The organism is Collinsella sp. AF28-5AC, assembly GCF_003457875.1.
GTDB lineage: Bacteria > Actinomycetota > Coriobacteriia > Coriobacteriales > Coriobacteriaceae > Collinsella.
Window position 1 is genome coordinate 17,434 of record NZ_QRTA01000016.1, and the last position, 24,163, is coordinate 41,596.

Genomic DNA, 24,163 nt, shown 5'->3' on the forward strand with positions numbered 1-24,163 from the left:
TGTCTGTCGAATCATTTGTCAATGAATTCGGTGAACGGTAGTAAATACCGTTCAAGCGTATGTATGTATCGGTCGCCGAGCGCGGCACCTCAGTTGGGTTCGTCGGTAGGTAAGGTATATATCGTCCGCAAGTTGCGCGGGGGCAAGTCTAGGTGCTCCCGGGTAAGATTCTCTATTGATAGGAGAAGACATGGCCATCATCAACAAGGGTATGTCCAGGCGTTCGTTCCTCGGCCTCACCGGCAGCGTCGCTGCTGTCGCAGGGCTTGGTCTCACCGGCTGCGGTGGCAGCTCTAGCGACGAAGGTTCCGCTTCCGGTTCCACCGATTCCGCCAACCGTGGCGGCGGCGTGATCACCGCTGGTTCCGCTTACGCTCCGTCCAGCTTCGACCCCGCCAGCACCGGCTCCGCTGTGGGCCTGGGCGCTAACTGGCACGTCATCGAGGGTCTTTACGGCATCGATTACCACGACTACAGCACCTTCAACGAGCTCGCCACCGACGATCCCAAGTCCGTAGACGACACCACCTTCGAGGTCACCATCCGTAAGGGTGCCAAGTTCTCCGATGGTACCGAGGTCACTGCTGACGACGTCGTTGCCTCCTACACCGCTTGCGCTGCTTCCGCTACCTATGCTCCGTTCTTCCAGCCCTTCGAGTCCATCGAGGCCAAGGACGCCAGCACCGTAACGGTCAAGACCAAGGTCCCCAACTTCTCCCTGCTCAAGGATCGTCTGGCCATCATCCGCGTTACCCCGGCTACCCAGGCCGAGGAGGATCGCGCCAAGCAGCCGATCGGTTCCGGCCCCTGGATGTACGACTCTATCTCCGATACCGAGATCACCCTGGTTCCCAACCCCGAGTACAACGGTGAGTATGCTGCCGAGGATAAGAAGATCCAGTACAGCATCCTGACCGACCCCACCGCTCGCGTTACCGCTCAGCAGGAGGGCTCCACGCTCGTTATGGAGCTCGTCACCGCTGACGCCGTCGACCAGCTCGAGAGCGCTGGCTGCAAGATCGATAACGTTCAGGGTTTCGGCACCCGCTTCATCATGTTCAACGTCGCCAAGGAGCCTTGGAACAACGTCAAGGTCCGTCAGGCCGTCATGTACGCGCTCGACACCGAGAAGATGATTACCAACACCTTCGCCGGCCTTGCTACCGCTGCCAGCTGCTACCTGCCCAAGAGCTTCACCAACTATCATGAGGCTTCCACGGTGTACAAGACTGACGCCAAGAAGGCCAAGAAGCTCATCGAAGAGTCTGGCATCACCCCGGGCGCCATCACCCTGCGCACCACCGACAACGAGCAGATTAAGGGCATGGCCGCTCAGGTCAAGAACGACCTCGACGCTCTCGGCTTCGATGTGACCATCCAGACCGATACCTCGCCGGCCACTTACGCTGCCATCGACGGCGGCGAGGCCTACGATATCCTTCTCGCTCCTGGCGATCCGTCCTGCTTCGGCGCCGACCCCGACCTGCTGCTCAACTGGTGGTATGGCGACAACGTCTGGATGCAGACCCGTTGCCCGTGGAAGGATTCCGCTGAGTGGGCGAAGCTCCACGGTCTCATGGACGAGGCTCTTGCCGCCGAGGGCGACGAGCAGCAGAAGAAGTGGAACGAGTGCTTCGACATCATTGCCGACAACGCTGTTCTGTATCCCGTTGTCCACGTCAAGACCGTTTCCGCTTCCTGGGACGATCCGTCCACCGCGCCCAACGGCGAGGCCCTCGATGGCTTCAAGGGCATCGGCACGACGAGCATGTCCTTCAGGGGCGTCGCGACCGTCAAGGCCTAAGACTCGCTTGAGTCATATGTGGGGCGTCGGTCGTAAGGCAACGTCCTCATAGTTAAAACAAAGACCCGGGCGGCCTCGATGTCGCTCGGGTCTTGTAATGAGTATCCATACTCATATACCAGTTGGTCCTACCGACAAAAGAAAGGGGAGAGAACGTGAACAACTTTCTACGTTTGATTGGAAGACGTCTCGTGGCGCTGCCGATCATGGCATTGGGCGTCACCGTCCTGGTGTTCTTCCTTATGTCGTTCTCCAAGACCGACCCCGCCTATACGGCGTTGGGTGACGGTGCCTCGCCCGAGGCGGTTGCCGAGTACCATGAGAAGTATGGTCTGGACGACCCCTGGCCCGTGCGCTACGTGCGCTATATGGGCGATTTGATCCATGGTGACATGGGCACCTATGGTGCTGCTCGCAACTCCGTTGCCAAGCGCATCTCCACGGCCCTGCCCGTCACGATGCAGCTGACCTTCATCGGTCTTGCCATCGGCGCGGTCGTCTCGTTTTTGCTCGGCGTCATCGCGGCACTGTATCGCGATAAATGGCCGGACCAAGTGATCCGCGTCTTCTCCATCGCCGGCTTGGCAACCCCGTCGTTCTGGCTTGCCGTCCTGTTGATCCTGCTGTTCTCTTCCTACCTTAAGGTGCTCCCGGCGTCCGGTGCTCTGCCTCACTTCACCACCAACCCGGCTGGCTATCTGGGACGTATGATCATGCCCGCTATCGCCCTGGCATTCCCGCTGACGGGCCAGATGACTCGTATCGTGCGTACCGCCATGGTCGAGGAGCTCGACAAGGATTATGTCCGCATGGCCCGTGGCGCCGGCGTTCCCGAGAAGGTCGTCGTCGGCATCAACGTTCTTCGCAACGCGCTGATCACCCCGGTCACCACCCTCGGTCTTAAGATCGGCTACCTCATGGGCGGTGCTGTCGTCATCGAGGTCATCTTCAACCTCCCCGGCATGGGTACTGCGATTCTGCAGGGCGTTCAGGGCAACGAGGCGAACCTGGTTCAGGGCGTCGTCATCGTCGTTGCTCTTGCCTTCATCATCATCAACATCGTGGTTGACATGCTCTACCTGCTCATCAACCCGCGCATCAGGACGGTGTAGATTATGGTAAAGATTCGAGAGAAGCAAACCGAGCAGCTCGAGAAAGCTGCCTCCAAGGGGCTCAAGCTCGGTGGCTGGAAGAAGATGACGCTGTCTTCTAAGATTGCCGCCGTCGTGCTGGCACTGGTCGCCCTGACCGCGATTCTGGCGCCCCTTCTTGCCCCCTATAGCCCGGTCGAGATTTTCACTGCTCGCCAGGCTCCCGGCAATGGATTTATCTTCGGTACCGACGATAAGGGCCGCGACATCCTGTCGCGTATGCTTTACGGTGGCCGTTACTCGCTGATCATCGGCTTCGGTGCTACTGCCATGGCTCTGGTCTGCGGCTCGGTCGTGGGCGCCCTCGCGGCGGTTTCGCGCAAGTCCGTTTCCGAGGCGATCATGCGCATCCTGGACATCATCATGTCCATCCCGGGCATCGCCCTCGCTGCCGTCTTCGTCTCCATCCTGGGCAACTCCGTGCCGTCGATCATCTTCGCCATCGGCTTTATGTACACTCCGCAGATTGCCCGTATCGTGCGCGCCAACATCGTGTCCGAGTACGGCGAGGACTATGTCCGCGCGGTCATCGTTTCCGGCGCCAAGGCTCCGTGGATTTTGATCAAGCATGTTCTGCGTAACTGCATCGCCCCGATCATGGTCTTCACCGTTACTCTGGTCGCCGACGCCATCATCTTCGAGGCCTCGCTGACCTTTATCGGCGCTGGTATCCAGGAGCCCACCGCTACCTGGGGCAACATCCTCGCCGACGCCCGCGGCGGCGTGCTCGCTGGCCGTTGGTGGCAGGCGCTGTTCCCGGGTCTGGCCATCATGATCACCTGCCTGGCGCTCAACATCCTCTCCGAGGGCATTACCGACGCCATGGCCGCTGCTCCCTCCGCCGCCCTGGATCCGACCGACTCCTCCAAGCGCCGCGAGGCCGACCTGCTGGTCTCCGACCCCGTTCGCGCTTACAAGGAGCAGGCTCAGTCCCTGTCCGCCCGTCTTGGCGCCCTGCGCGATGTCGAGCTCAAGCGTAACGACCGCCATGTGCCCGATGAGTCCGTTGAGCCGATCCTTTCGGTCCGTGATTTCTGCATCCAGTTTGAGCACCACGGTGATATCAACGTCGTCGACCACGTCAACTTTGATGTCCGTCCCGGCCAGACCATGGGCCTGGTCGGTGAGTCCGGCTGCGGTAAGTCCATCACCACGCTGGCCATCATGGGCCTGACCGACGATGACGAGCATCTTTCCGGTGAGGTTCTCTGGGAGGGCCGCGATCTGCTCAAGATGAGCAAGAAGGAGTGGTTCGGCCTGCGCGGTACCGATATCGCCATGGTCTATCAGGACGCCCTGTCCTCGCTCAACCCCTCCATGCTCATTTCCGCCCAGATGAAGCAGCTCACCAAGCGCGGCGGCACCCGTAGCGCCGAGGAGCTCCTGGAGCTCGTGGGCCTCGACCCCAAGCGTACGCTCGAGAGCTATCCGCATGAGCTTTCCGGTGGTCAGCGTCAGCGCGTTCTGATCGCTATGGCCCTTACCCGCGACCCCAAGCTGGTCATCTGCGACGAGCCCACGACCGCTCTGGACGTTACCGTCCAGAAGCAGGTCATCAAGCTGCTTAACGACCTTCAGGCCAAGCTCGGCTTTGCCATGATCTTCGTTTCGCACGACCTGGCACTGGTCGCCGAGGTCGCTCATAACATCACGGTTATGTACGCCGGTCAGGTTATCGAGCAGGCGCCCACCAAGGAGCTGCTCACCAACCCGATCCACGAGTACACTCGCGGTCTTCTGGGTTCCGTCCTGTCCATCGAGAGCGGTTCGGGCCGCCTGCACCAGGTGCCCGGCGCCGTTCCGAGCCCGCGCGATTTCCCCAAGGGCGATCGCTTCGCGCCCCGCTCGAGTCATCCGCGCATTGGCCTGGACACCCGTCCGGTTTTCAAGCGCGTGCCCGGCACCGAGCACTTCTATTCCGAGCTCCCCGATGAGGTGCTCAAGGCAAATGGTTTGACCCCTCACGCGGAGGTGATGTAGATGAGCGAGACCGCAGTCAACGGCGTCGAGCCGATCATCTTCCTTGATGACGTCCACGTCACCTTTAGGACCCGTACCGGCTCGATTCTGCACCCCAACCTGGTTCACGCCGTCCAGGGTGTAACGATTAAGCTCATGCCCGGTCAGACGATCGGCATCGTCGGCGAGTCCGGTTGCGGTAAGTCCACCACCGCCAACGTCATGTGCGGCCTGCAGGCCCCCACGAGCGGCAAGGTCTACTTTAAGGGCAAGGACGTTACCAAACGTACCGCCGAGGACCGTCGCCACATGGGTCGCGTCATCTCGGTCGTGTTCCAGAACCCGGCCACGGCGCTCAATCCCCGCATGGTCGTTCGCGAGCAGCTGCTCGACCCCATGCGCGTCCACAACCTGGGTACCGAGGCCGAGCAGGAGAAGCGCGTCAAGGAGCTCCTGGAGCTCACCGGTCTGCCCAGCTCCGCCGCCGAGGTTCTTCCCGGTCAGCTTTCGGGCGGCCAGCGTCAGCGCGTCGCAATTGCCCGTGCCCTGTCGCTGAACCCCGATGCCATCATCGCCGACGAGCCCACCTCGGCTCTGGACGTTTCGGTCCGCGCACAGATTCTGAACCTGTTGACCGACCTTAAGAAGGAGCTCGGCCTGGCCATGGTGTTCATCAGCCATGACATCCAGACGGTCCGCTATATCTCTGACGACATCATCGTTATGAATGGCGGCAGGATCGTCGAGCAGGGCGAGGCCAAGCAGGTCTTCCAGCACCCCCAGGACCCCTACACCAAGATGCTGCTCGGCGCTGCGCCGTCGCTGCTGCATCCCAAGCTCGGCGAGTAGCCTCGCTTTCCCTCCCGTGCGCCCGGTTCCCTTGCCGGGCGCACCTCCGTTGCGATTTCGAAAGGTTGGGTTCACGAGCCATGCCAAGTGCTCAGGAGCTACAACATCAATTTGGTGAATATCGAGGCGCCATGCCCCGTCCATCAGATTTCGATCTCTTTTGGAAGGATCGCATGGCCGAGGCCGACGCCGTCGGGCTTGACTATGCGATCGACACGGCATCGGTCACCGATGCCGCGACCTGTCAACTTTTCGACCTCTGGTATACCGGCATGTGTGGCGCTCGCCTGCATGCCAAGTACCTTAAACCCGTCTCGGACGAGCCCGTGCCATTGGTGCTTCAGTTCCATGGGTATCCGGGTGCAAGCCGGAGCTGGTTTGAGCAGGCGTCGTTTGCGGGCATGGGCATGGCACTCATCGCCCTCGACTGCCCCGGCCAAGGAGGTCCCTCCGAGGACATTGGTGGATTTGAGGGCACAACGGTTGCCGGGCATATCGTCGCCGGCATCGACGGCGACCCGGCCAACCTCTACTATGTCCGCTTGCACCAAGATATTCGCATCCTGTGCCGCATCGTTCGCGAGCTCGAGGGCATCGATCTTGCACGTGTGTTTGTGAACGGCGCGTCGCAGGGCGGCGGTTTGGGCATTGCGACCTGTGCGCTTAACAGAGAGCTTATCAATCGCGCCGCCATCCTCTATCCCTTCCTGTCAGATTTCCGCCTGGTCTGGGATTTGGGTGCCGACGACATTGCCTACGAGGGCCTGCGCTATTGGTCTCGCTGGTTTGACGAGGACTCGAGTCGTATTGACGAAGCCTATGCCAAGCTGGCGTACTTCGATTCCAAGAACTTTGCCCCTATGGTCAAATGCCCCGTGCTGTTTGGCACTGGCACAGCCGATATCGTCTGTCCGCCAGCGACGCAGTTTGCGGTCTATAACAACCTGACCTGCGAAAAGCGTCATGAGTTCTTTGAAGGCTTTGGCCACGAGGAGATTCAGGATTTTGACGATTTGATCATTCCGTTTTTCTGCAAGGGAGGGGAGGCTCATGTCTAAGTGCGAGAGCAATGTCAATGGGCTGATTGTCCCCGAGCTCGTGGGAATTCCTGGAACGGTTTCGTCAAGGCTCGCAGAATATCGGGACTGGCGCGGTGATGTCCAAGCAGATGTTTCTGATTTAGAGACATGCGCTTCGAATCTTGAGATTCAAGGCCTGGCCATTACGGCGATTGACTTTGTTAACCCCTGCGCCCGTTACTCGGAGGTCTCCTTTGAGCTCGGTGACGATGCGATTCACGCTCGTTTGATCGAGCCTGTCGGTCGTGCCCGAGTATCTGAGCGCGTGCCGCTGTGCCTGATGTTCCACGACATCGATCGGCCTGTGCGCGGCTGGCATCACATGACGAGATTTGCCGCCATGGGGTATGCCGTCCTCGCGCTGGATGACGATGTTGCTGGTGCGGACGACCTGCAGCGGGGGATTTCTTCGCCCGCTTTTGTCGAGCGCGTCCGTTGGGGTTGCGCGCTGGCGAAGGTGGCGCGCAATCTTGATGGCATGGACCCCGACCGCATCTTTGCATGGGGCGAGGGTCTAGGCGGCGGAGTCGCGCTGGCGGTTTCTGCTCTGGACGAGCGGGGTCTCGCCTGCACGGCGGTTGCCAATCCGCTTCCTGGCGGCCTCGAGGCGCTGTCGTCTCGGGTGCGCGGATCGGTGCTCATGGGCACATCGCTCATGGATACCGTGAGCGACCCCAAGGGTCAGTTTGCCGTATTCAACGGTCTTGAGTGTGACCGGAGGCATATCATCTATGCCAAATACGCTCACGAGCGCATCAATGCGTTCGAAAACGAAGTCGTCGACTTCTTTAACCAAACGTTCTACTCGTGTTCTTTGGCCTAGACGGCCTGAACACTGCCAACAAGAGTGGGTGGCACAGGGTCGCCCGCCAGACAACTAAGGAGATTCTTGTGGCAACTCAGAAATTCACCGGCGTTATCCCTCCCGTCGTTGTTCCCGATACCGAAGATCACCAGCTCGACGTTGCCTCCTTTGAGCGCAGCATTAACCGCATGATCGATGCCGGCGTCGATGGCCTGTTCTTCCTGGGCTCCTCGGGCGAGGTCGTCTTCTCCACCGACGAGCGTCGTCGCCAGATTATCGCCGAGGCCGTTCGTATCGTCGACCACCGTGTGCCCGTTCTGGTCGGCATCATCGATACCGAGACCGAGCGCATGATCGAGCACGGCAAGGTCGCTCAGGAGCTGGGCGCCGATGCCCTCGTCGCCACCTGCCCGTTCTATGCCCTGCAGGGCATGACCGAGGTTGAGGAGCACTTCCGCATCCTGCATGAGGAGCTCGACCTGCCCATCTTTGCCTATGACATTCCCGTCTGCGTTCACACCAAGCTCCCCTGGAAGCTCCTTGCCAAGCTCGGCGCCGAGGGCGTTCTGGCCGGCGTCAAGGATTCCTCGGGTGATGACATCTCGTTCCGCTACCTCGTTCAGGAGAACGAGAAGAACGGCCATCCGATGAGCATTCTCACCGGTCACGAGGTTGTTGTCGACGGCGCCTACCTCGGTGGCGCCGACGGTTCCGTCCCGGGTCTCGCCAACGTTGAGCCCGAGGGCTACGTGCGTCAGTGGAAGGCCGCTCAGGCTGGTGACTGGGCTACCGTCAAGGCCGAGCAGGATCGCCTCAATGAGATTTCGCACATTTGGGATGTCACCTCGGGCGTCCAGGGCTATGCCGGTGGCGTCGGCGCCTTCAAGACCGCTATGAACCTCATGGGCATCTTCGACAGCCCGACCATGCCGCGCCCGGTGAAGGCCATGACCGGCGAGAACGTCGAGGCGATTAAGAAGGTCCTTCAGGACAACGGTCTCCTGTAAAGCTTCCCCGGGCGCCCGACCTCGCCGTTCAACCGTGCGGCCATGACCCATTAGGTTAATGGCCACACGGTTTCTCGGCGATCTCGGGCACCTGGAAAACCTTTACCGCGCTGTGACGGCTAGCCTGACGGCGCATTTCCTGTAGTTGTTTTTTATCTCCTAAGGAGAGCGACATGGAGAACAAGTACGTCTGCTCTGTCGATATCGGCGGAACTAAGATCGCGACTGCCATCATGGAGTACCCGGCTGACGGCAGCGTGCCCCATCCCGTATTTGAGGCCGAGGTTCCCACCGAGGCCCAGGAGGGCGGCGAGGCCGTCTTCCAGCGTATCGAGGCGTCCATCAAGGCTGCTCTCGAGGCGAATCCCGATGTCGAGGTCCTTGGCGTCGGTATCGGTGCTGCCGGCGTCGTCGATCCCAAGACGGGCGCCATCGCGTATGCCAACGAGATCATGCCCGGCTGGTCCGGCGTCCAGTTGGGGCCGCGTCTGCGCGAGGACCTCGGTCTTCCCGTTGCCGTTGTAGGCGACGTGCAGGCTCATGCTCTGGGCGAGGCCCACTGGGGCGTCGGCAAGGGCAAGTTCTCCGTCTTGTGTCTTGGCATCGGTACGGGCATCGGCGGCGCATATGTCGAGAACGGCCGCGTGATGCAGGGCTTCCATGGTGCTGCCGGTCATATGGGCCACATCGAGTGCTCGGCTGCCGCCGGCATTCCCTGCGCCTGCGGGCGTTCCGGCCATCTGGAGTCGGTTGCTTCGGGCACTTCCATTGGTCGTATGTACGATGAGCGCTTTGGTCGCGTCGACCCCAGCCGTCCTTCGGTCGGTCGCGATGTGAACGACCTGTGCCGTGCGGGCGACGCAAAGGCGACCGAGGTCATCCATGACGCCGGCTTTGCGCTGGGTGCCAGCTTGGGCTCGCTCGCTAACATCCTGGACCCTGAGGTCATCGTGCTTTCGGGTGGCGTGATTCACCAAGGTCCCGATTGGCGTTCGCAGACGTGGAAGGATTCGGTGCACGAGGGCTATGCCAGCCAAGCGCTCGATCCGCTTCAGGACACGCCGATCCTCATCGGTTCTCTGGAGGGCGATGCTCCGCTCATCGGTGCCGCTGAGCATCTTCTTGCCTCGTTGAAGTAAACGTATCTGCTGTAGGAGCCTCCCGAGACAACAGGCCTCGGGAGGCTGTTCTAAGAAAGGTTGCAGCCTTATGACCGTCGATCCTTTGATTCAATCCCTGAAGGGCAAGCTCGTCGTGAGCGTTCAGGCGTATATGGGCGAGCCGCTTCGTACGCCCGAGACCATGGCGCAAATGTCTCGCGCTTGCGAGCTCGGCGGCGCCGCCGCCATTCGCTGCCAGGGCCTTGCCGACATTGCCGCCATTAAGGGTCGCTGTGAGGTTCCCGTCATCGGCCTGTGGAAGGATGGGCACGAGGGCGTTTACATCACGCCGACGCTGCGCCACGCTCGCGCCTGCGTTGCTGCGGGTGCCGATATCGTGGCGATCGACGCCACCGATCGTCCGCGTCCCGATGGCAAGACCGTCGAAGATACTTTCCGTCCGCTGCACGAGGAGGGCGTGCTCCTGATGGCCGACTGTGCCACCATCGAGGATATTCGTCGTGCTGTCGACATGGGCTTCGACCTGGTGTCCACCACGCTGTCTCATGGTGTTGCCGCCATCGACTGCACCATGGCCGATGGCCCCGATCTGCCGCTCCTGCGTCAGGCGACCGAGGAATTCCCCGGCCTTCCCATCATTTGCGAGGGTCGCGTGCATACGCCCGAGGAGGCTCGCGCCGCGATCGATGCTGGCGCCTGGGCCGTTGTCGTCGGCACCGCCATCACGCACCCCACGAGTATTACGAGTTGGTTCAAGGCTGCGCTTGAGGCGTAAGACAGGCCTCGTATCCGCTCGGGGCGGTATACTCAATATAGGCAATTGACCGCGCGGGATCCGGGTTGCTGGGTCCCGCGCTTGTTTTCGGGAGGCAACACATGCAAAAGGGAGATGCCATGGATGCGGCGGAGCGCTCGGAGCGCATCCCCGATATCGTCATCATCACCGGAATGTCCGGATCAGGCCGCACACAGGCCATGCACGTGTTCGAGGACATGGGCTATTTTTGCATCGATAACCTGCCTCCGCGTCTCATCGCCCAGCTTGCCGAGCTCGTCGGCATCAATACGGGCGTGGGCAGGCATCTCGCCGTCACCTGCGATTTGCGTAGCCAGGGACTGTTTGACGAGTTGCTCGATGCGGTCGCCGCTCTCGAAGAGCGCGAGATGAGCTGCGACATCGTGTTCCTGGAGGCTTCTGACGAGGTGCTGATTCGTCGCTACAGCGAAAATCGCCGCCGTCATCCCATTGCCAAGCCGGGGGAGACTACGGCCGATGCCATTCAGCGCGAGCGCCTTCAGCTGCAGGGCGTGCGCGACCGAGCCGATATGATTATCGACACGAGCCGTCTGCGCACCTCTGCGCTGCGCAACAAGCTGCGTATGGCATTTTCCGAGCTGTCCGACCAGCAGCTCATGGACGTCCACGTGTTCTCGTTTGGCTTTAAGCACGGCATGCCCGTCGAGGCGGACATTATGATCGACGTCCGCTTCCTGCCTAATCCGTTCTACGATCCCGAGATGCGCACGATGACCGGTCTCGATAAAAAGGTCTCCGATTTTGTTCTGGACCATCCCAAGACGCAGGAGTTTTGGAAGGCTTGGACACAGCTGCTCGATACGGTGATGCCGGGCTATATCGCGGAGGGCAAGCCGCAGCTTTCTATCGCCATCGGCTGTACAGGCGGCCAGCACCGCAGCGTTGCCATTGCCGAAGCCACGGCACGTTATTTGGAAGGCGCCCAATATCACGTGAGCATTTCCCATCGCGACCTGTCGCGCGCCAACACGAAGGCATAGGCCTGCATGTCGTTTACCGCTGAGGTGCGCGACGAGCTTGCGCGCTGCGAACCCGAATGTGAATACTGCGATTTGTCGACGCTTGCCGCCCTCACGCGCGTGAGCGGTACGCTCTCGCTTACCGGCTCTGGGCGGTATCGTTTGACGGTTGCGACTGAGACGGGAGCCGTTGCGCGCACGATGATCACGCTGACGCATCGCATCCTTAAGCTCAAAACGGAGTTCACCGTCCGTAAATCTGTATTGCATAAGGTTCGAAACTACCTCATCACCTTGCCCGATCAACCCGACCTGGATAAGGCTCTGGTGCTGCTGGGTATCCTCGACCGTAGGGGAGGACTTGTTGCCGGCGTGCCCCGACATATCGTTGCCCGTCCTTGCTGTAGACTTGCCTATATCCGCGGCGCGCTCATCGCGGGCGGCTTCGTGGCCGATCCACGCGGCGATTTTCATTTGGAGATCGCGGTGCAGGGCGAGCAATATGCCAAGGGGCTTTGCGATCTGTTGGAGCAGGTTGGGGTCCATGCTCGTGTTAATGCACGGCGGGGGTCATATGCCGTGTACATTAAGAGTGCCGAGGAAATCGAGCATCTTTTAAAGCTGATTGGTGCCAAGCGCAGCGTTGCCGAGATTGAGGAGGCGCGCGCGGTCAAGTTGGTTAAGAACGATGTGAACCGTCGCGTGAACGCCGAGCTCGCCAACCAGACCAGAAGCGCCGGTGCTGCCCAACATCAGCTTGCGCTTATCGATGAGCTCGAACAGCGGGGTTTGCGCGACACGCTTCCGGATGCCTTGGCGGTCTTTTGCGACCTGCGCGAGCGCTATCCCGATCTTTCGCTGCGTGATTTAGGGGAGATGGCTGACCCTCCCTTGTCGAAGTCTGCCCTCTACCATCGAGTTTTGAGGCTTGAAAAGCTCATTGAAGCAAACAGGTAGGTTAAAGTATCGACTTATATACGGATTTAGCTGCTATTTTATTCTTTAAAGCGTTTTAACGCAAATTTGATTTTCAATTTCGAGCATTCTCGTGAAATTCAAGTCAAAAAAAAGGTATATTAGGCGAGTGGTTAGTTTGTGGGCCTCAACGGCGGGCGCTGTAGCTCGCGGGGGCCTTACGAAAGGAGACACAATGGCAGTAAAGGTTGCTATTAACGGCTTCGGTCGCATCGGTCGTCTGGCTTTCCGTCAGATGTTCGGTCATGAGGGCTCCGAGATCGTCGCTATCAACGACCTCACCTCTCCCGATATGCTCGCTTACCTGCTGAAGTACGACTCCACGCAGGGCAACTACGCTCGCGATCACGAGGTCGTTGCTGGCGAGGATTCCATCACCGTTGACGGCAAGGAGATCAAGATCTACAAGGAGGCCGACGCCAACAACCTGCCTTGGGGCGACCTCGACGTCGACGTCGTTCTCGAGTGCACCGGTTTCTACACCAGCAAGGCTAAGGCTCAGGCCCACATCAACGCTGGCGCCAAGAAGGTCGTCATCTCCGCTCCGGCTGGCAGCGATCTGCCCACCATCGTGTACAACGTCAACCATGAGACGCTGACCGCTGATGACAACATCATCTCCGCTGCCTCCTGCACGACGAACTGCCTCGCCCCGATGGCCAAGGGCCTGAACGACTTCGCCCCCATCGTCTCCGGCATCATGACCACCATCCACGCCTTCACCGGCGACCAGATGCCGCTCGACGGCCCGCAGCGCAAGGGCAACTTCCGTCGCTCCCGCGCCTGCTCCGAGAACATCGTCCCGAACACCACGGGCGCTGCCAAGGCCATCGGCCTGGTTCTCCCCGAGCTCAACGGCAAGCTCATCGGTGCCGCCCAGCGCGTCCCGACGCCGACCGGCTCGCTGACCAACCTCTACGCCGTCGTTGACAAGAAGGTCACCGTCGACGAGGTCAACGCTGCCATGAAGGCCTACGCCGAGACCATCCCCGATACCTTCGCCTACAACGAGGACCAGATCGTCTCCCGCGACATCGTCGGCGAGACCCACGGCTCCATCTTCGACGCCACTCAGACCATGTGCTCTGACCTCGGCAACGGCCAGACCCTCGTTCAGGTCACCTCTTGGTACGACAACGAGAACTCTTACACCTCTCAGATGGTCCGCACCATCAAGTACTTCGAGAAGTTCGTTGCCTAATTTGGCTTTTAGCGAATAGCTCGTTGAGCGTCTAAAGAAGGGCGCGGCCTTATAGGGCTTACACCCTAGGGTCGCGCCCTTTTTATAAGAAATCGTCTGCCGTAATGGGAGGCAGACACGTACGAAAGGTAGAAGCAAACATGGCCTTTACCAAGAAGACCGTCCGCGACATCGATGTCGACGGCAAGCGCGTTCTCGTCCGCGTTGACTTTAACGTGCCTATCAAGGATGGCGTCGTTGGCGACACCACCCGTATCAAGGCTGCCCTGCCCACCATCAACTATCTCGTTGAGCACAACGCTCGCGTCATCCTCATGAGCCACCTCGGCCGTCCCGATGGCACCGGCTTCCAGCCCGAGCTGTCCCTCGAGCCCGTCGCCAAGAAGCTCGCCGAGCTCTCCGGTCTCGACGTTACCTTTGTCGCCGACACTTACGGCGAGAAGGCCGCCGAGGCCGTTGCCGCCGTCGAGCCGGGCAAGGTCCTCGTTCTCGAGAACGTCCGCTTCGATAAGCGTGAGAAGAAGAACGATCCCGAGATCGCTAAGAAGCTCGCTTCTTATGGTGACGTCTTCGTTCTCGATGCCTTCGGCACCGCTCACCGCGCCCAGGGTTCCGTCGTGGGCCCCGCCGCTTACCTGCCTGCCGTCGCTGGCTTCCTGCTCGAGAAGGAGGTCGACACGCTGACCGGCATCTTCGCCGAGCCCGAGCGCCCCTTCGTCGCCATCGTCGGCGGTTCCAAGGTTTCCTCCAAGATCGGCGTTCTCGATCACCTTATCGACTCTGCTGACACCCTGATCATCGGTGGCGGTATGGCCTACACCTTCTTCCTGGCTCAGGGCCTGTCCGTCGGTCAGTCTCTCAAGGAAGAGGACTGGGTCGAGCGCGCTGGCGAAATGCTCAAGAAGGCCGAGGAGAAGGGCGTCAAGATCCTGCTCCCCATCGACAACCGTGTTGCCGATCACTTTGGTGAGGACGCTGTCCCCGAGGTTGTCGCTTCCGACGCTATCCCTGACGACCGTGAGGGCATGGACATCGGTCCTAAGACCGAGGAACTTTACGCCGAGGCTGTCAAGGGTGCCAAGACTGTGTTCTGGAACGGCCCCATGGGCGTCTTCGAGTTCGATAACTTCGCTCACGGCACCCAGGCTATCGCCGAGGCTGTCGCCGAGGCCGACTGCACCTCGATCATCGGCGGTGGCGACTCTGTCGCAGCTGTCAACAAGTTCAACCTGGCCGACAAGATGAGCTGGATCTCCACCGGTGGTGGCGCTTCCATGGAGCTCGTCGAGGGTAAGGCCCTGCCCGGAGTGGAGGCGCTTCTCGATGCCTAATCGCACCCTTCTTATCGCTGGTAACTGGAAGATGAACAACGACGTCGCCGAGGCCGCCAAGCTCGCCGACGAGCTGGCTCAGGCTCTGCCCGAGGTTCCGGCTGGCGTCGAGGTGCTCGTCTGCCCTCCGACCATCGACATCACCACGGTTCATGACCGCATTCAGGCTGCCCCCATCGCCCTCGGTGCACAGAACGTGTACTGGGAGGCCAAGGGTGCCTTCACCGGTGAGTCCTCTTGCGACATGCTCAAGTCCGCTGGCTGCACCTACTGCATCATCGGCCACTCCGAGCGTCGTGACTACTTCCACGAGACTGACGAGGACCAGAACAAGAAGGCCAAGGCCCTCGTTGCCGCCGGTCTTGTTCCCGTCTTCTGCTGCGGCGAGTCCCTCGAGGTCCGCGAGGCCGGCACCTATGTCGAGCACGTCGTGAACCAGGTCAAGGCTGGCCTTGCTGGTCTTGAGATCACCTGCCCCAAGCAGGTCGTCGTCGCCTACGAGCCCATCTGGGCCATCGGCACCGGCAAGACCGCTACTGCTGAGGACGCTCAGGAGGTCTGCGGCGCTATCCGTGAGACCCTCAAGGAGATGTTTGGCGAGGAGCTCGCCGACGGCATCCGCGTCCTGTACGGTGGTTCCGCCAAGCCCGGCAACATTGCCGAGCTCGTCGCCAAGCCCGACGTTGACGGCGCCCTCGTGGGCGGCGCTTCGCTCAAGGCTGCCGACTTCGCCTCTATGGTCGTCAAGGCAGGCGAGTAGGACATATGGCACAGCGTCATCTTCCTGCACTCCTGATTATCATGGACGGCTGCGGCCTTGCTCCGGCCGATGGCGAGAACGCCGTCGCCGCTGCCAAGACGCCCTTCCTTGATAGCCTGTACGAGAAGTATCCCCACACTACGCTCGGCGCTTCGGGCGAGGACGTGGGCCTTCCCGACGGTCAGATGGGCAACTCCGAGGTGGGTCACCTCAACATCGGTGCCGGCCGTATCGTGTTCCAGGAGCTTTCGCGCATCAACAACGCCATCAAGGATGGCTCCATCGCCAAGAACGAGGTCTTCGTCAAGGCTATGGACGACGTCAAGGCTGACGGCAAGACCCTTCACCTCATGGGTCTTATGAGCCCTGGCGGTGTTCATTCTCACATGAACCACGTCGAGGCCCTGGTCAAGATGGCTGCCGAGCACGGTGTCAAGACCGTTCGCGTCCACGCCTTCATGGATGGCCGCGACGTTGACCCGCAGTCCGGTGCCGGTTACATGAGTGAGTTCTGCGCCTTCCTGGCCAAGATCTCCGAGGAGACCGGTTGCGACGCTCGCGTTGCCACCGTCTCGGGCCGTTATTGGGCCATGGACCGCGATAACCGTTGGGAGCGCATCCAGCGTGCCTACGATGTCATGGTCAACGCGTCCGATGCCGATACCGACCCCGTGGCCGGTATCAAGGCCTACTACGAGAAGGATCCGCGCGGCGATGAGTTCGTCGAGCCCTTCGCTGCCCACAACGAGGGCATCCACGAGGGCGACGCGGCCATCTTCTTCAACTTCCGTCCCGACCGCGCTCGTCAGATGACCCGCGTGTTCACGGACAAGGAGTTCGACGGCTTCGAGCGCGAGCAGATCAAGCTTTCGCACTTTGTGACGATGACCGAGTACGATCCGACGTTTGACGTCGAGGTCGCCTTCCCCAAGACGTTCCCCGAGAACGTCCTGGCCGACGTTATCGCCGCCAATGGCCTGAAGCAGCTGCACACCGCCGAGACCGAGAAGTACGCCCACGTGACGTTCTTCCTCAACGGCGGCATCGAGGAGCCCAAGGAGGGCGAGGAGCGCGTGCTCGTCGCTTCTCCCAAGGTCGCTACCTACGATCTGCAGCCCGAGATGAGCGCTCCCGAGGTTACCGAGAAGCTCGTCGCCGCAATCAACGAGGATCGCGCTGATTTCTACATCGTGAACTTCGCGAACTGCGACATGGTTGGTCACACCGGTGTCTTCGACGCCGCCGTTAAGGCCGTCGAGGCTGTTGACGATGCCCTGTCCAAGGTTGTCCCGGCGATTCTCGCCAAGGGTGGCTTTGCGCTGATTACCGCCGACCATGGCAACGCCGATCACATGTTTGACGTTGCTTCCGACGGTTCCAAGCATCCGTTTACGGCTCACACCACCAACCGCGTGCCGTTCATCATCGTTGATGATAAGGCCAAGCTCACCGGTATCGAGGACGGCCGTCTTTCGGATATCGCTCCGACCATGCTCACCATGGCTGGTATTGAGCCTTCCGCCGAGATGACGGGTCGCGTGCTCGCCACCGAGGCCTAATAGAAAACAAATACCGTTTTCTAGTAAGGGGGTTGTCCACAACCGGACGACCCCCTTTTTTGGTATTTCTGCCATTTCTACCCCGTCCCTAAATGGCAGGTGGGGGAGTGTTGAAGGTTGTGGTACAGTACTGGAGTTTGAGTTGTTCTATTAAGGAGCTTATCTATGGGTCCGTTCCAGATTCTTCTGTTTGTCGTTTGGGCTGTTTCTGCCGTGGCGCTGACGATTCTCGTTCTGATGCATTCCGGTAAGGGCACCGGCGTTTCGGATATGATCGCTAGCTCGCTGTATAACTCCAGCTCTGCCACGGGCGTCATGGAGCAGAACCTCGATCGCCTGACGGTAATTATGGCCGTCGTTTTTGCCGTGTGTGTCGTTCTGTGCATGTTCTTCTTCCCGCAGGGTATCGTCGGCTACTAAGCATCGGCGTATATACGTTTGTAAAGGGTCCCGCATGTGCGGGGCCCTTTTTGTTTACAGACTTGTAACAGAGTCAAAATATCCCCACATACTTCGCCCAACTAAAGAAATTCTCGACCGTTAACCGGAATTAGCCCCAAATCGTGCATAAAATGCGCTACTGTATTGCAAAACGTTGGTCTGTTGTGCATAACCAGCCATAGCAGCGGGCGGCGTTTTGATGGTTCGGATCGGATTGTCTCGACATATGTCCGACTGAACATTTCTTTGTCCTATCTCATAAGGAGGATGGCATGGCTGATTCTATGTTCCACCAGCCCGTTATGGGTCGTCGCGCCTTTGTCGGCGGTACCCTTGCTGCGAGCTCCATGGCTTTTCTTGCCGCATGCGGCAAGAAGGGCGGCGACACTTCCGGTTCTGAGTCCGGTTCGACGCTGAACTTCTACATCAACAACCCGGTCTGCATCGACCCCTACAACGTCCAGGAGGATCAGGGCACTCAGGTCGAGTACCAGCTCTTCGACGCTCTGACGGAGTACGACCCCGAGAAGGGCGAGATCGTTCCGCTGGCTTGCGAGTCCTTTGAGGCTAACGACGACGCCACCGAGTTCACCTTCAAGATCAAGAAGGCTAAGTTCCACAACGGTGACGACGTTACCTCCAAGTCCTTCAAGCTCGGTTGGGAGCGTCTAGTCAACACCAAGTCGGCCATCGCCACCGAGTATGGTCCTTCCGAGGTCTCCTATCACCTTTCCATGGTTGAGGGCTATGACGATCTGCTTGCCGGCAACGCTACCGAGCTCAGCGGTGTTACCTGCCCCGACGATGAGACCCTCGTCGTCAAGCTGTCTTCCGCTTACGCCGACTTCCCCTTCGTCGCCTCTCACCCGGCTCTGTCCCCGGTTCCCGAGTGCGCCGAGTCCGATGTCAAGAGCTTCTACCTTGCCCCGGTCGGTAACGGCCCGTTCATGATGGACGGTAAGTGGGAGGATGGCCAGGAGATCAACCTCAAGAAGTTTGACGATTACTATGGCGACAAGGCCAAGATCGATGGCATCCACTTCCAGGTCATCAAGGACATGGAGACCGCTTACAAGGAGTTCCAGGCCGGTAACCTCGATGTCTGCGACGTTCCCGTTGCTCAGATCGACGCCGCCAAGAAGGACCGTGGCGAGTCCAAGGACGGCTACACCATGGGTGACGGCGAGCATATGCTGCTCGGTGCCGAGCCTTCCACGTACTATCTGACCTGCAACACCACGGCCGAGCCGTTCAATAACGCCGACCTGCGCAAGGGCATCTCCCTGGCCATCAACCGTGAGGCCATCTGCAAGACCATCTTCAAGGGTACCCGTACCCCCGCCGACGGTATTGTTCCTCCGGGAATCGCCGGCTACAAGGAGGGCGCATGGGAGTTCTGCGCCTATGACGTCGACAAGGCTAACGAGTACCTCGACAAAGTCGCTCCCGCTGGCGCTAACGGCGATCGTGGCATTAGCGTGACCCTTTCCTACAACCAGGACGGTGGTCACAAGGAGATCATGGAGTCCATCATCGGCGACCTCGCCAAGGTTGGCGTTACCGCTGTCTCCGATACCCCTGAGTGGTCTGCCCTGCTCGAGCAGTATCAGAACTTCAACTATCAGTTCGGCCGTCTGGGCTGGATCGCCGATTACCCGATCATGGACAACTTCCTGTACCCGCTGTTCCACTCCGACTCCCTCGGTGGCGACAACCGCTCCGGTTACAGCAACCCCGAGTTCGATGCCAAGGTCGACGAGGCCCGCACCACGGTTGATGACGAGGAGCGCATCGCCAAGATGCGGGAGGCCGACGCCATGGTCGCTGCCGACTGCCCGGTCATCCCGGTGATGTTCTACACGCACACCATCGCTGGCTCTGACCGCGTCAAGCATCTCTATGTTGATCCGCAGAAGCACGCCGATCTGGGTACCGCCGAGCTCGCCTAAGGGTTTTGCAGCTTCCGTGAGGGTCAAGTATTTACGTAGACCTCATGGGAAACATACAGTTCTCCCTAACCTGGGGTAAACTGGCTGATGGTAATTTTGGGATGCCGGTCTGGCGATCGGCATCCCATTTAGGTTAATCCCTAGATAGGGGAGTGGTATGGGTAAGTACATCGTTAAACGTGTGCTTCAGTTCATCCCGGTGTTTTTGGGCGTTACGCTGATTCTGTTCGCCCTCCAGAATATCGTGCCGGGAGATCCGATCAAGCTGATCGGTGGAGACAAGGCTCTGTCCCCCGAGGTGGAGCTTCAGCTTCGCGTTCGCTATCACCTGGTCCAGACGGACGAGGACGGCAACGCGATCCTTGACGAGAACGGCGACCCCGTTCAAACGTCGCTCGTGGACCGTTACTTGTATTACATGAACGGCCTGCTTCATGGCGATCTGGGCAATTCGTACCAGCGCAAGCTGCCGGTTACGGAAATCTTTGCCCAGAAGTATCCGTATACGGTCAAACTTGCCGCGTGCGCCATCGTGCTCGAGGCAATCATGGGTATCGGTGCGGGTATCATTTCGGCGGTTAAGCGTTATTCCTTCTGGGATATTTTGGTAACGCTCACCACGTCGATTCTCGTTGCCGTCCCAGCCTTCTGGCTCGGTATGTTGCTGCAGCTGTTCTTTGGCGTCATTCTCAAGGACGCCACGGGCGGTGCATTCTCCATGCCGATCTCGGGTGCCGGCGGTTCCAGCTCTCAGTATCAGGATTGGATGCACTATGTGCTTCCGACCATTACGCTGGCTTCGGTTTCGACCGCTTATGCCGCCCGCATTATGCGCTCGCAGCTGCTTGACGTCATGAACCAGGATTACATCCGTACGGCAAAGGCCAAGGGTCTCTCCAATCGCGCGATCATTATCAAGCATGCGCTTAAGAATGCACTCATCCCCGTCGTTACCTATATTGGTGTCGACTTCGGCGGCATGCTTTCGGGCGCCATCCTGACCGAGACGGTCTTTAACTGGCCCGGCATCGGCTTCGAGGTCTACCGCGCCATTAGCATGCGCGACTGGCCCATCGTTATGGGCGGCGTTACGCTCATTGTTGTCGTCGTTATGGTGATCAACCTGCTCGTCGACATTAGCTATGCATTCCTCGACCCGCGCATCCGCCTTGGCGGTCCGTCGGATAAGGCCTAAGGGAGGTACGTCTCATGCAGGAAACTGATTCTCAGTCTCAGGAGCAGGCTACCGCCACCAAGGCCGCATCTGCTCCCGCCAAGTCCCGCACGCTGTGGGGCGACGCTTTTAAGCGTCTTCGTAAGAACAAGCTCGCCGTTATCGGTGTCTGCTGGATCATCATCGTTGTTGTGGTCGCCCTGACCGCCGATCTGTGGGCTAAGCCCTGGCTCGGCTCTCCTACGGCTTCTGACTCGACGACCATGGCCGAGACTTCGCTGCTGGCTCCGTGTGCCGAGCACCCGTTTGGCACCGACTCTCTTGGTCGTGACATTCTCGTCCGTGTTATCTACGGTGCACGCGTTTCGCTTTCCGTCGGTATTATGGCCACCGCCATCTCCACGGTGATCGGTCTGGTCATGGGCGCCCTGGCCGGTTTCTATGGCGGCATCTGGGATACGATCATCATGCGCTGTGCGGACATCTTCCTGGCGTTCCCGTACGTGCTGTTCGTTGTTGCCATGATTGCCGTTATCGGTCGTGGTCTTCAGAATGTCTTTATCGCCATCGGCATTCTCGGCTGGCCTTCGATTGCGCGCGTCTTCCGATCCGCGATCCTGACGGTCAAAGAGAACGACTATGTTGACGCCGCTCGCGCTATGGGTGCATCCGATGCGCGTATCGTTATGCGCCATATCTTCCCGAACTCCGTTGCTTCTATCGTGGTCTATGCGACCATGAACATTGGTGGCGCTATTCTGACCGAGTCTGCCCTGTCCTTCCTCGGTATGGGCGTTATTCCGCCTACGCCTTCGTGGGGCTCTATGATTCAGGACGGTCAGCAGTATCTTCTGACTGCTCCCTGGATGATGATCATGCCCGGTCTGGCAATTCTCTCGACGGTGCTCGCCTTCACCCTGTTGGGTGACGGTCTGCGCGACGCCCTCGACGTCAAGATGAAGGACGCATAAGGATGAAGAAGAACAAGAACTATGTGGACCTGAAGGACCAGCCTGTTCCCGAGGGCCAGCATCTGCTCGAGGTCGATGACCTTAAGATGTATTTCCATACCGAGGATGGCGTCGTTCGCGCTGTCGACGGTGTCTCCTACACGCTCGATCGCGGCGAGACCTTGGGCGTCGTCGGTGAGTCCGGCTCCGGTAAGTCCGTGACCGCCATGACCATCATGGGCCTCATTTCGATGCCTCCGGGAAAGATCGAGGGCGGCGACGTTCGCTATCGCGGTCGTTCTATCCTCGAAATGACCGAGGAAGAGATGCAGCACATTCGCGGTAACGATATCGCGATGATCTTCCAGGATCCTATGACCTCCCTTAACCCGGTCTATAAGATCGGTAAGCAGGTGGGCGAGGGTCTTCGCTTGCACCGTGGCTATTCCAAGCAGGAGGCGCTCAAGCGTGCCACCGAGCTTTTGGACCTCGTTGGCATTCCCGAGCCCGAGAAGCGTGTCAACGAATACCCGCACCAGTTCTCCGGCGGTATGCGTCAGCGCGTCATGATCGCCATGGCCCTTGCCTGTGATCCCGATATTCTGATTGCCGACGAGCCCACGACTGCCTTGGACGTTACCATTCAGGCTCAGATTATTGAGCTTATGCAGGAGATGCAGGAGAAGAACGGCAACGCCATCATCATGATTACCCATGACCTGGGTGTTGTCGCCGATATGGCCGATAAGATCATGGTTATGTACGCCGGCCGTCCCGTCGAGTTCGGTACTGCTGAGGAAATCTTCTACGAGAGCCGCCATCCCTACACCTGGGGTCTTATCCGCTCCATCCCGGAGCAGGCTATCGATGAGAAGAAGCCGCTTACGCCGATTCACGGCAACCCGCCCTCGCTCATGAACCTGCCCGAGGGCTGCGTCTTCTCTCCTCGTTGCCCCTATGCGACGGACAAGTGCCGCAAGCAGCGCCCCGAGCGCGTTGTTACCGAGTCTGGTCATTACTCTGCGTGCCACTACTCCGGTGACCCCGAGTTCCTCAAGAACGCTCCTGAGACGTCCCGTACCCGCAAGGATTCCAAGAAGGGAGGCGAGGCGTAATGGCAGATACCAACGAGCGTACTCCGCTGCTTAAGGTCGAGCACCTCTCTAAGGAGTTCCCCGCTGAGTCCGGCATGTTCGCCAAGCGCTTCTCCAAGCGTGTCGTCTCTGCTGTGAATGACATTTCGTTCGAGATTTATCCGGGCGAGACCTTTGGCCTGGTCGGCGAGTCTGGCTGCGGTAAGTCCACCACGGGCCGCACCATCATGCGCCTGACCAAGCCGACGGCAGGCAAAGTGTTCTTCCAGGGCAAAGACGTTGCCGAGATGAGCAAGCACGAGATCAAGGATATGCGTCGCGAGATGCAGTTCATCTTCCAGGACCCCTATGCTTCGCTCAACCCTCGCATGACCATCGGCGAGATTGTTTCTGAGCCCATGACCATTCATGGCGTGGGTACCAAGGAAGAGCGTATCGAGCGCGTCCGCGAGCTTCTCGACGTTGTCGGTCTGAACCCCGAGCACATCAACCGCTATCCGCACGAGTTCTCGGGCGGTCAGCGTCAGCGTGTCGGCATCGCCCGCGCCTTCGCTTTGAAGCCCAAGCTGATCATCTGCGACGAGCCCGTTTCCGCTCTGGATGTTTCCATTCAGGCCCAGGTTCTGAACCTGCTCAAGGAACTTCAGGACAAGTTTGGTACGGCGTATCTGTTTATCGCCCACGACCTGTCCGTCGTGCAGCACATCTCCGATCGCGTTGCCGTTATGTATCTGGGTAAGATGGTCGAGGTTTCGGACTGGAAAACGCTCTATAGCGAGCCTCACCATCCGTACACGCAGTCGCTGCTGTCTGCCGTGCCGGTTCCCGATCCTGATATCCAGAAGACCCGCAAGCGCATCATCCTCGCTGGCGATCCGCCGTCGCCGCTGGATCCGCCGACCGGTTGCCGTTTCCACACGCGCTGCCCGATCGCGCAGGGCATCTGCTCCGAGAAGCTTCCCGAGTTTAAGGAAGTCGCACCGGGCCACTGCTGCGCCTGCCACTTCGCGGAGCCGTTCCCGATCAAGGAATCGCACATCGACCTGTAGTCGGTTGTTTGTCCGGGCCCGCCCTGGTGTTACTTTTCAGAACGTCCTCGGACATGCAAGAAACCCCCGCTGCGCACTGAACTGCCTCCCATTTCTTGGACACAAGAAATGGGAGGCTTTTTTATGGCT

At 59.6% G+C, this 24,163-nt stretch carries 21 protein-coding genes; all 21 read left to right on the plus strand.

The genetic code is table 11. The features are described from left to right. Nucleotides 1-190: 190 nt before the first annotated feature. Nucleotides 191-1,804, plus strand: a complete 1,614-nt coding sequence (locus DWZ01_RS09055; RefSeq protein ID WP_117848731.1) for an ABC transporter substrate-binding protein — start codon at nt 191-193, stop codon at nt 1,802-1,804. Nucleotides 1,805-1,959: 155 nt separating this feature from the next. Beyond that, nucleotides 1,960-2,916 (plus strand): ABC transporter permease, encoded by a 957-nt coding sequence (locus tag DWZ01_RS09060; RefSeq protein ID WP_022094871.1) that lies wholly within the window; start codon nt 1,960-1,962, stop codon nt 2,914-2,916. Between the two features lie 3 nt (nt 2,917-2,919). Beyond that, complete coding sequence (locus tag DWZ01_RS09065; protein ID WP_117848733.1) at nt 2,920-4,935, plus strand: dipeptide/oligopeptide/nickel ABC transporter permease/ATP-binding protein; 2,016 nt, start codon at nt 2,920-2,922, stop codon at nt 4,933-4,935. Next, nucleotides 4,936-5,763 carry an ABC transporter ATP-binding protein gene (locus tag DWZ01_RS09070; protein ID WP_117848735.1) on the plus strand — a complete coding sequence of 276 codons (828 nt, stop codon included), beginning with the start codon at nt 4,936-4,938 and terminating at the stop codon, nt 5,761-5,763. It begins immediately after the preceding gene. 80 nt (nt 5,764-5,843) lie between these two features. Next, nucleotides 5,844-6,821: an acetylxylan esterase gene (locus DWZ01_RS09075; RefSeq protein ID WP_117848737.1), complete on the plus strand. Its 978-nt coding sequence runs from the start codon at nt 5,844-5,846 to the stop codon at nt 6,819-6,821. Next, nucleotides 6,814-7,665 carry an acetylxylan esterase gene (locus DWZ01_RS09080; protein WP_117848739.1) on the plus strand — a complete coding sequence of 284 codons (852 nt, stop codon included), beginning with the start codon at nt 6,814-6,816 and terminating at the stop codon, nt 7,663-7,665. The genes DWZ01_RS09075 and DWZ01_RS09080 overlap by 8 nt, the downstream gene beginning before the upstream one ends. 68 nt (nt 7,666-7,733) lie before the next feature. After that, nucleotides 7,734-8,654, plus strand: a complete 921-nt coding sequence (locus DWZ01_RS09085; protein WP_035138887.1) for a dihydrodipicolinate synthase family protein — start codon at nt 7,734-7,736, stop codon at nt 8,652-8,654. Between the two features lie 173 nt (nt 8,655-8,827). Next, nucleotides 8,828-9,793 (plus strand): ROK family protein, encoded by a 966-nt coding sequence (locus DWZ01_RS09090; RefSeq protein WP_022094876.1) that lies wholly within the window; start codon nt 8,828-8,830, stop codon nt 9,791-9,793. Between the two features lie 70 nt (nt 9,794-9,863). Continuing rightward, a complete protein-coding gene (locus DWZ01_RS09095) occupies nt 9,864-10,550 on the plus strand; it encodes an N-acetylmannosamine-6-phosphate 2-epimerase (protein WP_022094877.1) in 687 nt (228 codons plus the stop codon). A gap of 101 nt (nt 10,551-10,651) precedes the next feature. Further along, complete coding sequence (gene rapZ / locus DWZ01_RS09100; RefSeq protein ID WP_022094878.1) at nt 10,652-11,572, plus strand: RNase adapter RapZ; 921 nt, start codon at nt 10,652-10,654, stop codon at nt 11,570-11,572. Nucleotides 11,573-11,578: 6 nt separating this feature from the next. Beyond that, nucleotides 11,579-12,508 carry a DNA-binding protein WhiA gene (gene whiA, locus DWZ01_RS09105; protein WP_117848741.1) on the plus strand — a complete coding sequence of 310 codons (930 nt, stop codon included), beginning with the start codon at nt 11,579-11,581 and terminating at the stop codon, nt 12,506-12,508. Nucleotides 12,509-12,701: 193 nt separating this feature from the next. Beyond that, nucleotides 12,702-13,727: a type I glyceraldehyde-3-phosphate dehydrogenase gene (gene gap / locus DWZ01_RS09110; protein ID WP_117848743.1), complete on the plus strand. Its 1,026-nt coding sequence runs from the start codon at nt 12,702-12,704 to the stop codon at nt 13,725-13,727. Between the two features lie 140 nt (nt 13,728-13,867). Then, on the plus strand, nt 13,868-15,058 hold the full coding sequence (gene pgk, locus DWZ01_RS09115; protein WP_117848745.1) for a phosphoglycerate kinase: 1,191 nt from the start codon (nt 13,868-13,870) through the stop codon (nt 15,056-15,058). Next, nucleotides 15,051-15,818 (plus strand): triose-phosphate isomerase, encoded by a 768-nt coding sequence (tpiA, locus tag DWZ01_RS09120; RefSeq protein WP_089572945.1) that lies wholly within the window; start codon nt 15,051-15,053, stop codon nt 15,816-15,818. The genes pgk and tpiA overlap by 8 nt, the downstream gene beginning before the upstream one ends. Nucleotides 15,819-15,823: 5 nt before the next feature. Next, a complete protein-coding gene (gpmI, locus tag DWZ01_RS09125) occupies nt 15,824-17,377 on the plus strand; it encodes a 2,3-bisphosphoglycerate-independent phosphoglycerate mutase (RefSeq protein WP_117848747.1) in 1,554 nt (517 codons plus the stop codon). 165 nt (nt 17,378-17,542) lie between these two features. Next, a complete protein-coding gene (secG, locus tag DWZ01_RS09130) occupies nt 17,543-17,797 on the plus strand; it encodes a preprotein translocase subunit SecG (RefSeq protein ID WP_006236144.1) in 255 nt (84 codons plus the stop codon). Between the two features lie 293 nt (nt 17,798-18,090). After that, nucleotides 18,091-19,767: an ABC transporter substrate-binding protein gene (locus DWZ01_RS09135; protein WP_233506203.1), complete on the plus strand. Its 1,677-nt coding sequence runs from the start codon at nt 18,091-18,093 to the stop codon at nt 19,765-19,767. 157 nt (nt 19,768-19,924) lie between these two features. Beyond that, complete coding sequence (locus tag DWZ01_RS09140; RefSeq protein WP_117758574.1) at nt 19,925-20,962, plus strand: ABC transporter permease; 1,038 nt, start codon at nt 19,925-19,927, stop codon at nt 20,960-20,962. 14 nt (nt 20,963-20,976) lie between these two features. Beyond that, a complete protein-coding gene (locus DWZ01_RS09145) occupies nt 20,977-21,912 on the plus strand; it encodes an ABC transporter permease (protein WP_117640785.1) in 936 nt (311 codons plus the stop codon). Between the two features lie 2 nt (nt 21,913-21,914). Then, on the plus strand, nt 21,915-23,006 hold the full coding sequence (locus DWZ01_RS09150) for an ABC transporter ATP-binding protein (RefSeq protein WP_117564867.1): 1,092 nt from the start codon (nt 21,915-21,917) through the stop codon (nt 23,004-23,006). Then, nucleotides 23,006-24,034, plus strand: coding sequence for an ABC transporter ATP-binding protein (locus DWZ01_RS09155; RefSeq protein ID WP_022094888.1), 1,029 nt, complete (start codon nt 23,006-23,008; stop codon nt 24,032-24,034). Before DWZ01_RS09150 ends, DWZ01_RS09155 begins: the two co-directional genes overlap by 1 nt. The last annotated feature ends 129 nt before the right edge of the window (nt 24,035-24,163 follow it).